This is a genomic window from Clostridium ragsdalei P11 (assembly GCF_001675165.1).
In the GTDB taxonomy this organism is placed as follows: domain Bacteria; phylum Bacillota; class Clostridia; order Clostridiales; family Clostridiaceae; genus Clostridium_B; species Clostridium_B ragsdalei.
The window spans coordinates 1-14384 of the sequence record NZ_LROS01000044.1; the positions used below are offsets into that span (position 1 = coordinate 1).

Genomic DNA, 14384 nt, shown 5'->3' on the forward strand with positions numbered 1-14384 from the left:
TACTTGGTAATGTACACAGCTGTAAAGCTGCTATTTGGGGGCAATCACCTCCTCAAATTTCTTTTTATGATTTACCTCAGCAATGGCTTGATTAAAGATTTTATCATCTATTTTAATCTTTAATCCTGTTTTAAGTGCTATGAATGAAGACTTATGAGCCTATCAGTTAAATTATTTGCTGTGTTAGACTTAGAATAATATATGGCATCGATTTCATCCGAAAACAAAATACCTTTTGGATGAGTAAAATTATATTCTTTACACAATTTAAAATTGTGCAGAGGAACGTCTAGTAAAGTTTTTAAAAATTTAATTAAATAAAGTTGAGTTTTAGTGTTTTTGCATTCCTAATATTGGTATACGGTATACCAACTTTGAGTAAAAAATTTTAATGATATATTATATATATTGTTTAAGATTTAAAATTATTACAAGTTTGCAATACGCGATGAGAATATTGGAACAGATAGTTATTTGATAAATATTAATTAGAAAAATATTAATTAGAATATTTGTTACTATGAAAAGTAGTGTATGGTATTCGGTATACCATTTGTTGATAAATTATGCTGTATTATATATTTTTAAGGCTTCAAGTAATTATAAAATGCTTTGAATTCATTGCTATACTCATATAATATCACAGATAACTAATTTTTTCAATATTCTGACTAAAAATATATTACTTAGATAATAAGATAAATAATACTAAAAAAGCAAGTACCTTTGTAGTCCGCACTATTTGCTCTATTTGTAATATTCATAAAGTATTAAAAATGTTACTATTATTTTTTTAAATATGCCATTTTCAAAAATACTTCATTGGATTTTTCAATGTGTCTCTTAGCCGAATTATATGATTTATCACTATTATGCTGACGCAAATTTTTGATGATTTCATTATGCTCAGTAAACACTTCCTGAAGTCTACCAGACTTGGTGTAGGTTAGTTTTGTAAATTTACTAATGTATTCACGAAGTGTACTAACAAAATAATATAAATGTGGACTTTCTGCAGCTTTATAAATAACTTCATGAAATTTTCTATTTAATAAAATTGATTTGGAAACGTTTCCTTTTTGGTACTCTTCTAACATTTTATTGTTAATAGACTCTAAACGCTCTAATTCATATTCTTTTATTTTTGAAGCTGCAATACTACAGCTGAGAGCTTCTAGTGATATTCTAATTACCTGAATTTCTTCTATGTCTTCTTTAGTAAATCCAGAAACAACCACCCCTTTGCGGGGAATATGAGTAACTAATTTCTCGAATTCAAGTTTTCTAATGGCCTCTCTTACTGGGGTTCTGCTTATTTTTAATTGCTCTGCAATATTACGTTCTATAAGACGTTGACCTGGTTCTAATTTTCCATCAAGAATAGCATTACGTAAAATAGAAAATACCGAATCCCTAATATAACCCATATTATCAAATTTTATAGGTGAAAATTCATAAGTCAATTTATTTTACCCCCTTTAAAAATTCCCTGATATGAAAATTGATGATATACTTTTACTACATTAAGAAAAGTATATCATCAACAGCTTTTACGTGTCAATTTATAGTAACTATATTAAAAATATCTAAAATTGTATAACTATGAAATTTACAATTATACTAAACTAAAAAACTAGTTTTACTCTCAAAAAGTATCAAGAGTAAAGCTAGCTTTAATGTTTAATATAATCTATCTATATGATTTACAAAATTTATAATTGATTCATGGCAAATAATTTCTTTAATTTTTGTTAATAAAGTCAAGCATTTTTAACTTTCATCAGGTGGTATTGAATAATTATTCTTAATGGTAGAAAGTGTAACTATAGTTTTAGTCCTTAAGACTCCCTTAATTAGTTTTATTTCATTTAAAATCTTTTCAAGAGTTTCTGTGTCTTCAGTAACAATTTTTAATGCATAATCAAAGTCACCCGTTAAGTAGTGACATTCAATTATTTCATTTTCATTTTGAACAAATTCTACAAATTTTTCTGTAAAATTTGGATTTTTAAGACTTACAAACATTATTACTGTGATATTTTTATTCATTTTCTTATTGCTAATAATTATAGTGTATTTTTCTATTGCTCCTGACGCATCAAGTTTTTTCAATCTATCACTTACAGCAGGTATTGATAAATTGATTTTACTGCTTATTTCTGAAGCTGAAATTCTAGAATTCTCCTTTAGTAATTTTAATATATTAACATCTATAGCATCCATATTAAGCAAAACCTCTTTTTTAATTTATTAAATATATTATAGTATATAGTTTAAATTATTAAATATATTTCAGATAATAAAATAAAAAATAAGCTTAAAATAGCATTTAACCTTATTTTTTTTAAAATTTCGTATTAAATTCATTGGATTTCCTAAAAATTTTAATTTATCCGATGACTACCTGCTCTAATATTCCCACTTTTTCAAGTGGAAATAAATAGCAGCTACGTCCCTGGATAACGACTTCTAAGCACCAGATGGAGTCAAAACTTCATCTGATGCCAAGAACTCTGTTTACACTATTCTTTTTTTAAATTCTTAGCTGTTTGTACCATAGCTTGTATATTTTTCAGTGGAGTTGTAGTTCCCAAACCACAAGCTGGAGACAATATATGAACACCGCTTTTTAAACAGTTTTCTGACAAGCTAGTTACTTCTTCTAAAGAACTATTTTGAAGAGAAAAAGTACTTACATTTCCCATTATGGCTTTATTTATTACATTTTCACACATCTGCTTTATACTAGTTACAGCATCAAAACTTATAGCATCACTATGAAGTTCGTTTAATTCCTTGTAAATACTTTTCAGTCTTCCACATATATGAACTATAATACCGTATTTTGAATATTTACTTAATCCATCAATTATTTTATTTATATAAAAGAGTCCATATTTTCTAAAAGTCCTAGGACCTAATATTTCACCTGTGCCGCTTGGATCTGAAATAGTAATTAAATCAGCTCCTGCATTTAACTGTGCCTTTCCAAAGTTTATAAGATTATCAGTTACAAAATCCATCATTTCATGGGATTCCTTTGGTTTTACTATGAGTTCTTTATAATATTTAACAGGTTCCATAAGTGATGATGCGGTACTAATAGGACCTGTTAAATTAGCTATAATAGGCACATTTTTGTTTTTTCCTTTTAAAAGTTTAATTGCATCTAGTACTACCTGAGCTCTGCCACTGTTAATGTCTAAATTCTTTAATTTTTTCCACTCAGTTACTGAATTAATAGCATAAGAAGAAATTCTAGGCTCGCTTATTTTTGTCCCTAAAAATACTTTTGATCCCATACTTTCAGCTTCTATAGTCATACAAAATGGCACTCCAAAATTTTCAAAGCCTCCATTTTCATACATACCTGCAGCCAAATCCGACATTATTTTTGGGTTTGTATGAGCCTCTGGCCATGCACAATGGGTTAAGTCCATTACTTCTTCCACTATCATGTTCATCATTCCTCCAGGACATATACAAGGAGGTCTATCAACTTTTTTTCTCTTAAGAGCTAATCCAAGCCTTTCTTTTTCAGATAACAAAAAACCACCAACCTTTATTTTGAATTTGTGTTATACAATAAATGATTTTACCTTTTCAACATCTATTGGATATCCAATTTTCCTAACAGTATCCATCATTAATTGTATATTTTCTGAAGGGGTTTCTACAGGTAAACTACACCCGGACATTACCACATAACCTTTTAAACTATCATGTCCATCTAATACACATTTGGCAACTGTATTTACAATTTCTTTTTTTGTACCTCCATACATTATATTTGAAGGATCTACATTGCCCATTATTTTTACTTTATCACCTAGTTCTTCTTTACATTCTTTTAAACTTTCTACATTGTCCATACTAAAACCACTGACACCTATTTCAGAAAGTTTTCCAACGTAAGGCCATATTTTTTTAGTTTTACCACATATATGAAGCACACATGTTTTTCCTTGAGATTGAATGAATCGTACAAGCTTTTCTAAATAAGGAATGCAGAATTTTTCAAAATGTTTTGGGCTAATTACAGTGCAAGAGGATAAAGGTTCTGAAATAGTAATAGAAAGTCCTAAACTCATTACAACTTTTGCATATTCTATACATGTCTGTAAGGAAAGTTCACAAAGTTTATGTACGGCCTCTGGATTTTTAAAAAATAGTCTTGTCATGTTTTCTATTCCTACCAGGAAAAAGGCATTTGAAAATGGTCCTACTATACCTCCAGAGCAAGCAACTTCTTTTCCAACTTTATCAACTAAATATTTCATTGCCTCAATATATACGGGCAATCTACCATCTTTATAAGGATTTGCTATTTTTATTTTATCTATATCGTCAATATTTTTTATGGCCGGTTTTAAGATATCAGCAGTATTATCTTCTGGAAATGTAAGCTCACATCCCATAGCTTCTGCCCAAGCGTATAAATCTGTGAATACTCTTAACCCATCCATATGAAATTTTTTATACGCTGCTATTTGTGCCTCAGCTATAGCTTGTCCACTAGTATTAAAATCTGAAATCTTGCAGCCATAAATTCTTGCTACGCCATTAGCTATATTAGGATTGCAGGGTAACCTATCTACTTCTTGCTTTTTATTTAATGCTATAGATCTTTCTATAGGTGTCATTTGATCTTCCATAATTTTTATCTCTCCTTATATAATTTCTGCTGTTTGTTTTTTTACTAATTCTTTAGCTCGTTTAGCAGCTTTTGAAGCATCTAAGGTATAAGCATCTGCCCCTATTTTATCTGCAAAGTTTTGAGATATAGGGCCTCCACCTACCATGACTGATATTTTGTCTCTTATGCCCTCTTTTTTCAAAAGGTTTATTACCTCAGCCATGCCATCCATAGTAGTGGTCATAAGAGTTGACAGTGCAATAATTGAGGCTCCTACTTCTTTGGCTTTATTTACAAAATCTATAGGAGGTATATCTCTTCCTAAGTCTATAACTTCAAATCCTTCTGTTTCCATCATTATTTTAACTAAGTTTTTGCCTATATCGTGAGTGTCTCCTTCTACTACACCAATTACTACTTTAGCTTTATTTTCAGTTTCTTCTTTTTCCAAATGCGGCTTTAATATATCTAAACCAGAATACATAGCATCAGAGCACAAAAGTAGTTCAGGTATATAATATTCTTCTTCTTCATAGAGCTTCCCGGCTCTATTCATGCCATCAGCTAATCCTTTATCTATAGCTTCATAAGCATTGATATTATTTTCTACACACTTTTTTGATATTTCTATAGTTTCCTCCTCTTGCATATTTACTACAGAATCAGATAGTTCTTTTAATAAATCATCCTTCATAATAAAATCATCCCTTCTTAAATTTATATTTGTATATACAATTAAAAATTTAAAGCTTTTACAAAGTGATCTTGAAAATCGTCTCTTGTTGATAACTCTACTATTTTTATATTATTTCTAATAGTGCTCATCTCATTTAGCTTGTCCTCGTTTATAAGGGCTATCTTCGCTCCTTCTATAGCTGAATTACCTACAAAAGTTATTTTATTATTAAACCCTTTAGGTATAAGGCCTATTTCTTTTATACTTTCAGGATTTATATGATAGCCAAAAGCACCTGCAATCACTATTTCTTCTATAGATTCAATGCTTATGTTGATTTGATTTAAGAGCATAGTAATACCCGATGAAATGGCAGCTTTAGCCAGTTGTATTTGTCTTATATCTTTTTGCGATATATACACATTATCAGTAATATAAAATTTTTTATCTCTTATTCTATCCTTAAGTTTATTTTGTAATTCCTTATTAAATCTTCCGGTACTTAATATTACCTTTCTCTTTACTAAAGAAGATGCTATATCTATAAGGCCGCTTCCGCATATTCCCTTAGCACTTTTATTATTTATAGTTGAATAAGTTAAATTAAGGTTATCATCTATATCAAAACTTTCGATAGCTCCCTCTTCTGCTCTCATTCCACAGGAAATATTCATTCCTTCCAGGGCAGGGCCTGCAGCTGTAGAAGAAGCTGCCATTTTTCCATTAGATATAGCTGCTATTTCTCCATTTGTTCCTATGTCTATAAATACAGCTGGATAATTTCTATTGTGAAAATCTGTGGCAATAATTCCAGCTGTTATATCAGCTCCAACATAAGAAGATACAGATGGGATTAGAGTCAAAATCCCTTCTTCATTAATATGTATGTCTAATTCACTTGCTTTTAAATTTAATTCATTTAAAAATACAGCTCTATAAGGTGCTTTTGCTATGAAATTTGGTGATACTCCTAAAAAGAGGTGCAGCATAGTAGTATTTGCAGCTATCATAATCCTGTATATGCTGCAAAGAGAATACTTTTTGTAAGTAAGCTTTTCTACTATGCGATTAAGTTCATCTCTTATACATTTGCTTAAGATATCTATGCCATCCTTTTTCTTCATAGAAAAAGTTATTCTAGATAGTACATCTCCACCATATTCTGTTTGTGGATTTAATGCAGATACTCTATTTACAACACTGCCATTTTCTAAATCTACAAGATATGCTGACAATCCAGTTGTTCCTATATCTAATGCAACTCCGAGTAAATCAGTACTACGTGTTTGCAAACTTAAGAGTTTATTTTTAAAACTTATTCCATAGATCTCTTCAGGTTTATTTTTTTCTAGTTGTCCTATTTTTTTTAAGTTAGAAAAAGTATCTGATTTAAATTTAAGAGCATTTATGTAAGGATCAGCTTTTTTTGCATCTATGCAAGGTAATTTTACTTTTTTTATAGCACTGTCTACCTGAACTTCTATACAACTGCCCCCATTAATAGTTTTTAAAACCTTTGTACTATCAAAAAGTTTTATTTTAGCATCACCTAAAATTTTTGTCATACAAGCAAGTCTTGTATAATCATTTTCAGTATGCTTTTTTTCTTCTTCTGTTTTTTTAGACAAATTTCCAAAGGCTTCTACCTTACATTTATAACATCTTCCCTCACCATTACAGGGCGTCTCCATTTTAAATCCAGCCGTTCTAATACATTCCATTAAAGTAGTTTTCCTTTTTACTTTAATCTCTACATCGCTATTTATAAATTTTACTAAGCACATTTTAACTTTTCTCCTCTAGTTAGCAAAATGATATGTAACATTACATAACAGTACAATGTTAATTCAATTATATCCCTGCATGTGAAAATTTAACAATAATTATATATAAAACAAATAATCAACTTAAATGATATAAGATTTTTTTATAGATAAAATTAACGATATAATCTGTGATAATATATAAAATATGTAATCTATTAAAAATTAAAATAAAAGTCAATTTTTGTAATAATATAGTATTAAAAATTAAAAGTAAAGAAGGTATTGATAAATGAATGATTTACCCCAAATATTTAATGATTTTAGTGATTCTAGAAAACAAGGATTTATAACTATAAAAAATCTAAAGGATGAGGGTAAAAAGGTTGTAGGAACTTTTTGCACTTTTACCCCCTGGGAAATTATAAATGCTTCAGGAGCCTTAGCTGTCTCACTGTGTTCAAAAAGTGATGAAACCATAGAGGATGCGGAAAAGCATTTACCTAGGAATCTATGCCCCCTTATTAAGTCAAGCTACGGCTTTGCTATGACGGATAAATGTCCTTATTTCTATTTCTCAGATTTAATTGTGGGAGAAACTACTTGTGATGGCAAGAAAAAGATGTATGAATACTTAGGTAAATTAAAAAATGTACATGTAATGCACCTGCCACAGATGCCTGATAATGCTGACAGCTATAAATTATGGAAAGATGAATTGATGAAATTAAAAGAAAAGCTTGAAAAGGAATTCAATATAACTATAACTGATGAAAAACTAAAAAACTCTATAAAGCTTCGTAATAGAGAAAGAAAAGCCTTAAAGGAATTTTATGAATTAGAAAAAATGTGCCCTCCTCCAATAACAGGTATAGAATTACTTAAAATTTTAAATGGATCATCTTTTAAATGGGACAAGGAAGCTTTAATCAATGACTTACATAATACAGCAGCAAAAATTAAAGATGCTTATGATAAGGGAGAAAGAAAAGTATCACAAAATGCAAAGAGAATATTGATTACAGGATGTCCAATGGGTGAAGCTACAGAGAAAATTGTACATGCTATAGAAGATAACGGTGGAGTAGTAGTATGCTATGAAGATTGTACAGGTGTTAAGGAAATCTCTAAACTTGTAGATGAAACTAAAGATCCAATAGATGCAATCGCTGAAAAATATTTAAAAATAGGCTGTGCTTGCATGACTCCAAACAACAATAGGACAAATTTACTTTCAGAGCTTATAGATGACTATAAAATAGATGGAGTAGTAGACGTAATACTGCAATCCTGTCATCCATACAGTGTAGAATCTTATGGAATAAAGAAATTTGTAAATGAAGAGAAAAAAGTAGCATATATGGCTATCGAAACAGATTATTCAAAAGCAGATGTAGGTCAGATTAAGACAAGAGTTGCTGCTTTTGTAGAAATGCTATAATTTAATCACTTGATAAAAAACTCCACCATTTAAAATAATGAAAAGTTTCATAGGTGGAGTTTTTATATTGGAAACAACTAGCTTAACTTTATACTTATATTAGAATCACTATATTTCATCTAAAGATTTCTGTTTTGTTTCAACTCCTAAAGTGGCAATAACAAATGCTACTATTATAAGTATAAATCCAAGTGTTATAAACACAACTTTGGTATCATAGTTTTTAAGTATCCATGCTACTCCATAGGGGCTAAATATAGTTGCTAGTCTTCCAATAGCATTGCAAAATCCAGATCCTCTCATTCTTATATTTGTAGGAAATAATTCCGGAACGTAGATAGCAAGGCCAAGTGTAAGTAAAATATATATTATTACAGTTAAGAAGAATCCAATTGTTAATATTATTCCCATAACATTTTGTGAAGCATAGGCATATCCAAGTGCACCAGCTACAAGCATAAATACAGTAAGACACCATTTACGTCCAAGCTTATCTACAATAAAACTGCCAATTAAAGCTCCAAGTGGTGCACCTATCATCATTATAGTTGTATATCCTAGGGATTTGGAAATATTTATACCCTTTCTCAAGAAAAACGTAGGTGCCCAGCTTACAAAGGTATATATTAAGGTGTTTATTGCAATTAAAACTACACAGCCTACAATAGTTCTGGAAATCATATTTTTACTAAATAAATCAGTAAATTTTCCTTCATCCCTATGTTTCTCTTTTTTTATTACGCTGGGCTGAGATATGGAATTTCTTGATTCATCTTCTGCTGCACTGTAGAATATGTCTACTACATCCTGTGCATCTTTTTCCATTCCCTTTGATTCATACCATCTTGGAGATTCAGGCATACTTTTTCTAAGATACCATACAATTAGGGAAAATACTCCTACAAATACAAACATCCATCTCCATCCAAATCTAGGTATTATGATATATCCTAAAAATGCAGCTGCTGGAGTAGAGCAGTTTGTTATAAGAGAAAGCATGGATACCCACTTTCCTCTCGTCTTTGATGGTACAAATTCTCCAAGTAATGCGTATCCTGTAACAATTTCAGCACCAAGACCAATCCCCATTATTCCTCTACAAGCTATTAAAAAAATCATATTAGGAGAAAATGCAGCTACAAGAGAGGCTCCTCCAAATATTAAAAGATTCAACTGATAGGAAAATTTACGTCCGAAACTATCCCCTAAAAATCCAGTAAGAAGTGAACCTATTAAAAGTCCTAAAAAAGTTACAGAGATAAAAGTAGCATTTAATCCAATATTTGACCATCCACTTTTTAATAATACTCCTAAAACTCCACCTGCCAGATATACATCAAAACCATCTAAAAATATTCCAAGGCCTATAAGCCATAATATCTTGTAATGTAATTTAGATACTGGAACATAATCCATCTTTTCAGAAATGTAACTAACTGATTCCATTAAAATACCTCCATCCAATAAGTACAAAATTAATTTTTTTATATATAATTTCACTGGCCAGTAAAAATTATTTTCTAAAATTGAGTATAAAAAATAGACCTTTCCATGGGGCGAAAGGTCTATCGCGGTACCACCCAAATTTATCACTTAAATAGTTTAACGGCTTTATGCCGGCACAAGTCCTACTGATTTCAGATTACAATTTAAGGGTGAGTTTCAATATAATATAAATGTGTTTTTTCACCATGCGCACTCTCTTTAAAGTATAATTATATCTACTTGTCCCTATCATTATTTTTATAATATTAAGTTGTTAAAATAAAAAAGCGGTATTGTTTCTCTTGGAGCGAGAAACAATACCGCGGTACCATCCAAATTTTTTCTTTATAAAATAACGGGTTCAACCGATACAGCCTACTGATATTTCAGCCAATAACTCGAGGATGAGTTTTCAATATATAAGTATTGTGAATTTACAGCAAACATCACTCTCTTTGAATATTATATATCTACTTGATTCCTGTCATAGTTTTTAAATTTGATTTTCTTTATTGTAGTACTAATTTAACCTATTGTCAAATAAATTTTTAAATATTATTTTTTATATAGCATATCTATATGTGGAATGTTATCTTCTAAATACTCCTTTGAAATTTCTTTAAAGCCAAGGCTTCTGTAAAAGTTAAATTTAGCAAACTAAAATGTGGAAAAAGCATTGAATTTACACATGTATATACATTATAATATAAATGTTGAAGTTATAAAATCTATATTATTAGAGGTGAGTATTTATGTAGGAAGTCATTATTGACGTAAATATTCTGTGGTATTATACAAAAAATATAAGAGGTTAGTTATTTAAAAAGATAAAAAAATAAATAGCTCTTTAAGAAAGTGATGTGAATTAAATGAGTAGTATTTCGCGAAGAATTGAAAAATTGCCAGTTACGCCCATGCTTTGGACAGTGCTGTTTTTGTCAGGCATCGGATGGCTGTTTGATGCCATGGATCAAGGCATGATGGCTGGTGTAATGGCTTCAATTGGAAAGTCATGGAAACTTACTCCTGCCGATTTAGGCTTACTCGGAAGTGCTTCAGCAGTGGGAATGGCTATTGGTGCCGCTGTAGCTGGAATGGTCGCTGACAAATATGGTAGAAGAACAGTTGTTACATTTACTCTTGTTCTATATGGATTAGCCAGTGCCGTATCCGGTATTTCTCCTAACTTTAGTATATTATTGTTGCTGCGATTTTTAACTGGATTAGGGCTAGGTGGAGAGCTGCCGGCAGCATCTACTTTGGTTAGTGAATTTTCACCTGCTAAATCCCGGGGTCGGATGGTTGTTTTGTTAGAAAGTTTCTGGGCTTGGGGATGGATTGCCGCAGCTTTAATTGCTTACCTTTTGATACCGATATATGGATGGCGTATTGGATTTTTCTTAGGAGGAATACCAGCACTGTATGCAGCCTATCTGAGAAGGAATATTCCAGAATCTCCTCGATACTTGGAACAGAAAGGACGTTTGGAAGAAGCAGATGGAATTGTACGTAAAATGGAACAACAGGCTGGAATAATTAATAATGAAATAGCTGTAACTGATTTGCCCAAAAATGAAAAAATGAGTAGTATCACTCTTGCTGATTTATGGTCCAAAGCTTATTTTAGGCGTACCATTGTGCTGTGGGTTCTATGGTTAGGTATTAATTTTGGATATTATGGGTTTGTTTTATGGACTCCAACCCTGCTTGTTGGCAAAGGGTTCAGCTTAGTAAAGGGGTTCCAATTTACATTAATTATGAGCATTGCTCAGCTGCCTGGATATTACAGTGCAGCTTATCTAATAGAAAAGATTGGACGTAAAGTAGTTTTAGTGGTCTACCTAATAGGTACCTCTTTATCAGCATATTTATTTGGTCAAGCAACATCTGCATCTACTGTGCTTGCTTTTGGATGCCTACTCTACTTTTTCAGTCTAGGAGCTTGGGGTGCAGTGTACGCTTATACACCGGAAGTTTATCCTACACGTGTTAGAGGCAGTGGAGCCGGTTGGGCAGCTGCAATTGGCCGAATTGGTGCCATCGCTGCTCCTTACATCGTTGGATTAGTATATGAAACTAAAGGCAAACAAGCTGGCTTCACTTATGTCTTTCTCATGCTAACCATAGTGTTCGCAGTGGTTGCAATAGTAGTTGCTCTAGTTGGTATTGAAACTAAAGGTCGAGCCCTTGATGAAATCAATGTGTCTTAACTACACTAGGTACTTAAGAGTATTTAGAGAAGCCCAAATCATAGATTTGGGCTTCTCTGCTTAACTGGTGGATAGGGATACATTTAATATGTTTCCCTATATTAAAAGTTATTATTATTTACATACATCAACCCATGTGCCAGAAGTTACGTTTGATAGTTCTTCTGGGGTAATTTTTACAGCAGAGTTACGTGAGCCAGCAGCAGGATATACATATTCAAATTTTTTAAGTGATTCATCAAGATAAGTGTCCATTTGAGTTTTTAATCCAAATGGACAAACTCCTCCTACTGGATGCCCAGTAAATTCAAGTACTTCATCAGCACTTAGCATCTTGGCTTTTGTGTGAAAATAATCTTTAAATTTTCTATTGTCAATTTTTGCATCGCCTTCTGATAATATAAGTATATTTCTATCTTTTAATTTAAAGGCCATAGTTTTAGCTATTAAAGCAGGTTTGACTCCAAGAGCGTTAGCTGCTAATTCAACGGTAGCAGTACTTTGACCCATTTCGATTATTTCAAGTGATAAATTGTTATCTTTGAAATACTGTTTTACACTTTCTAAACTCATCAAATCACTCCCTATTATGTATAATTATTAAAATTAAGTATAAATAAGTGCCTAACTTTTTACAAGGTAAATATTGTATAAAAATGTAATTTTTAATTTTTGCTTTTTTTCTAGGGCAACCATTTTACCACCTAGATATTACCCATGCCTTTAATTTTCCATCCATTTGCATATTTTTTCAACGTTACAAATGTACCATCTTTACTATTATCACTATTAAACCAAGCAGTATCAACTGCCACTTCTGTTCTATTACCAACATTTTTTATATCTAAGTGATTTTCAGAATCTTTAAGAATAAAGGATGTTGGCTTAATGTTTGCCATATCTTCAACCATAGAGTTCATTTTAGCGAAAAAGACCATTTCCCAATTATTCCTCTTAAAATATTGAAAAAGCTTTTTTAACAAAAAAATTTCACTTTGATTATAAACTTACTTTATCAAAATGAAATTTTTTTGTTTCAGTCAATACTGTTAAATTTTAATATATTTTATTTGCTAGCAGCAGAAATCATTGCTTTCACATTTTCTATCTTTGCATTTGCAGGTATATCACAACCAGATGATAGAATAAATCCTGGACCCATATCTTTTATTAGGCGAGAGCTGTAATCATATACCTCATCAGGAGTTCCAAGAACAAATTTTGAAGCCTGAACATCTCCTTTAATACACATACGATCTCCTAGTTTTTCTTTAATTTTGTAAATATCTGTAGTACCATCTGTTTCAAATACACAAGTACCTTTTGGAAATTCTTTAAAATAGTCAAGTCCGCGCTCCCAATTGGAATCAGCATGAAAACTTGCAGCAGCTCCTGTCTCTATTATAGCGTCAGTTATCTTTTTAAGGTTTTTCCATACAAATCTTTCCCAAAGTTTAGGATTATAGAAATCAGGACATCCTCGTCCCATAGCTATGAATACGCCTAAAGGGTCAACAGCATTTTTAACAGCTTGTTTCATTGCTTTAATGTTTGCATCAGTAATTATGTCCATTACCTCTTCTACCTTTTCAGGCATCTTTCTTATATCCATCATAAATTTTGATAGTGTACGGCCTACACTTAAGTAATCAATAGGATGTACTATTTGAACTGCACCATAAAGAGGATATCCCTCATCATTTATATTTTTCATATACTGTGGACATTTAGTTATTACTTCATTTAATACATCTAAATCTAAGTTTATCTTTGAAGCAAAATAATCATCTCTAAAAGCTTCAAATCCTTTATTTATTATGGTATCATAATCATCTGTGGTCATCAATTGGCGCTCATCAACCTGCCACAGCATATTATCTGGAAGTTCACGTCCAGGAAGCTTCATATTTGAAAAAGATGTAGTTCCCATAGTTGATGCGAAAGAAAATGAAGCTGGTGCTGCATCAACATCTCCAAACATTTTCATTCCTTTTAATATAACTCTATTTGACAAATCTAAATCTGCTACAAAATCAAACATTTTTACACCAGTTAACTTTGGGAAAATACAAATTCCAAATGGAACAACAGGTGTCCTATCAGTCTTCTCCAACTTAATTACCTTTTTAACTCTGTTTAAACGTTCATCATATAATTCTTTTGTGGTTTTCAT

Annotated in this window: 12 protein-coding genes, 1 pseudogene and 2 other annotated features; of the genes and pseudogenes, 2 read left to right on the top strand and 11 right to left on the bottom strand. The window is 31.2% G+C overall.

The window, feature by feature from the left end; all coding sequences use genetic code 11:
- Nucleotides 1–785 precede the first annotated feature (785 nt).
- The 6 genes from CLRAG_RS15190 to CLRAG_RS15215 form a co-directional block, all read right to left on the bottom strand.
- The gene (locus tag CLRAG_RS15190) at nt 786–1463 is read right to left on the bottom strand and encodes a GntR family transcriptional regulator (protein WP_065079180.1); all 678 of its coding nucleotides are present in this window, start codon (nt 1461–1463) and stop codon (nt 786–788) included.
- A gap of 307 nt (nt 1464–1770) precedes the next feature.
- Nucleotides 1771–2223 carry an Lrp/AsnC family transcriptional regulator gene (locus CLRAG_RS15195; protein ID WP_065079181.1) on the bottom strand — a complete coding sequence of 151 codons (453 nt, stop codon included), beginning with the start codon at nt 2221–2223 and terminating at the stop codon, nt 1771–1773.
- 299 nt (nt 2224–2522) lie between these two features.
- Nucleotides 2523–3548, bottom strand: coding sequence for a methylcobamide:CoM methyltransferase MtbA (locus CLRAG_RS15200; protein ID WP_065079182.1), 1026 nt, complete (start codon nt 3546–3548; stop codon nt 2523–2525).
- Between the two features lie 30 nt (nt 3549–3578).
- Entirely contained in the window at nt 3579–4655 is a 1077-nt protein-coding gene (locus tag CLRAG_RS15205; RefSeq protein WP_065079183.1) for a uroporphyrinogen decarboxylase family protein, read from the bottom strand.
- Nucleotides 4656–4670: 15 nt separating this feature from the next.
- On the bottom strand, nt 4671–5330 hold the full coding sequence (locus tag CLRAG_RS15210; protein WP_065079184.1) for a corrinoid protein: 660 nt from the start codon (nt 5328–5330) through the stop codon (nt 4671–4673).
- 41 nt (nt 5331–5371) lie between these two features.
- Nucleotides 5372–7096: an ASKHA domain-containing protein gene (locus CLRAG_RS15215; RefSeq protein WP_065079185.1), complete on the bottom strand. Its 1725-nt coding sequence runs from the start codon at nt 7094–7096 to the stop codon at nt 5372–5374.
- 271 nt (nt 7097–7367) lie between these two features.
- Between CLRAG_RS15215 and CLRAG_RS15220 the strand changes: the two genes are divergently transcribed.
- Entirely contained in the window at nt 7368–8516 is a 1149-nt protein-coding gene (locus tag CLRAG_RS15220) for a double-cubane-cluster-containing anaerobic reductase (RefSeq protein WP_065079186.1), read from the top strand.
- 108 nt (nt 8517–8624) lie between these two features.
- Here CLRAG_RS15220 and CLRAG_RS15225 read toward each other — a convergent pair whose 3' ends face one another.
- Both CLRAG_RS15225 and CLRAG_RS21135 read right to left on the bottom strand, forming a co-directional pair.
- A complete protein-coding gene (locus CLRAG_RS15225) occupies nt 8625–9962 on the bottom strand; it encodes an MFS transporter (RefSeq protein WP_065079187.1) in 1338 nt (445 codons plus the stop codon).
- Between the two features lie 103 nt (nt 9963–10065).
- Nucleotides 10066–10263 (bottom strand) — a binding site (T-box leader).
- Nucleotides 10264–10301: 38 nt separating this feature from the next.
- Nucleotides 10302–10498: a binding site (T-box leader), on the bottom strand.
- Nucleotides 10499–10556: 58 nt separating this feature from the next.
- Nucleotides 10557–10646: pseudogene (locus CLRAG_RS21135) on the bottom strand (GNAT family N-acetyltransferase); the annotation flags it as partial.
- Nucleotides 10647–10870: 224 nt separating this feature from the next.
- Here CLRAG_RS21135 and CLRAG_RS15230 point away from each other — a divergent pair.
- Complete coding sequence (locus tag CLRAG_RS15230; protein ID WP_065079188.1) at nt 10871–12211, top strand: MFS transporter; 1341 nt, start codon at nt 10871–10873, stop codon at nt 12209–12211.
- A gap of 114 nt (nt 12212–12325) precedes the next feature.
- Here CLRAG_RS15230 and CLRAG_RS15235 read toward each other — a convergent pair whose 3' ends face one another.
- From CLRAG_RS15235 to CLRAG_RS15245, 3 genes are all read right to left on the bottom strand, one after another.
- Nucleotides 12326–12784 carry a YbaK/EbsC family protein gene (locus CLRAG_RS15235; RefSeq protein WP_065079189.1) on the bottom strand — a complete coding sequence of 153 codons (459 nt, stop codon included), beginning with the start codon at nt 12782–12784 and terminating at the stop codon, nt 12326–12328.
- A 131-nt stretch (nt 12785–12915) separates the two neighbouring features.
- Entirely contained in the window at nt 12916–13149 is a 234-nt protein-coding gene (locus CLRAG_RS15240; RefSeq protein WP_065079190.1) for a DUF4829 domain-containing protein, read from the bottom strand.
- Between the two features lie 128 nt (nt 13150–13277).
- Nucleotides 13278–14384, bottom strand: coding sequence for a uroporphyrinogen decarboxylase family protein (locus CLRAG_RS15245; RefSeq protein ID WP_065079191.1), 1107 nt, complete (start codon nt 14382–14384; stop codon nt 13278–13280).

Coding starts and splice junctions, on each gene's coding strand:
- CLRAG_RS15195 (WP_065079181.1), bottom strand. CDS start 2,223: ATGGATGCTATAGATGTTAATATATTAAAATTACTAAAGGAGAATTCT.
- CLRAG_RS15205 (WP_065079183.1), bottom strand. CDS start 4,655: ATGGAAGATCAAATGACACCTATAGAAAGATCTATAGCATTAAATAAA.
- CLRAG_RS15210 (WP_065079184.1), bottom strand. CDS start 5,330: ATGAAGGATGATTTATTAAAAGAACTATCTGATTCTGTAGTAAATATG.
- CLRAG_RS15215 (WP_065079185.1), bottom strand. CDS start 7,096: ATGTGCTTAGTAAAATTTATAAATAGCGATGTAGAGATTAAAGTAAAA.
- CLRAG_RS15220 (WP_065079186.1), top strand. CDS start 7,368: ATGAATGATTTACCCCAAATATTTAATGATTTTAGTGATTCTAGAAAA.
- CLRAG_RS15225 (WP_065079187.1), bottom strand. CDS start 9,962: ATGGAATCAGTTAGTTACATTTCTGAAAAGATGGATTATGTTCCAGTA.
- CLRAG_RS15230 (WP_065079188.1), top strand. CDS start 10,871: ATGAGTAGTATTTCGCGAAGAATTGAAAAATTGCCAGTTACGCCCATG.
- CLRAG_RS15235 (WP_065079189.1), bottom strand. CDS start 12,784: ATGAGTTTAGAAAGTGTAAAACAGTATTTCAAAGATAACAATTTATCA.
- CLRAG_RS15240 (WP_065079190.1), bottom strand. CDS start 13,149: ATGGTCTTTTTCGCTAAAATGAACTCTATGGTTGAAGATATGGCAAAC.
- CLRAG_RS15245 (WP_065079191.1), bottom strand. CDS start 14,384: ATGAAAACCACAAAAGAATTATATGATGAACGTTTAAACAGAGTTAAA.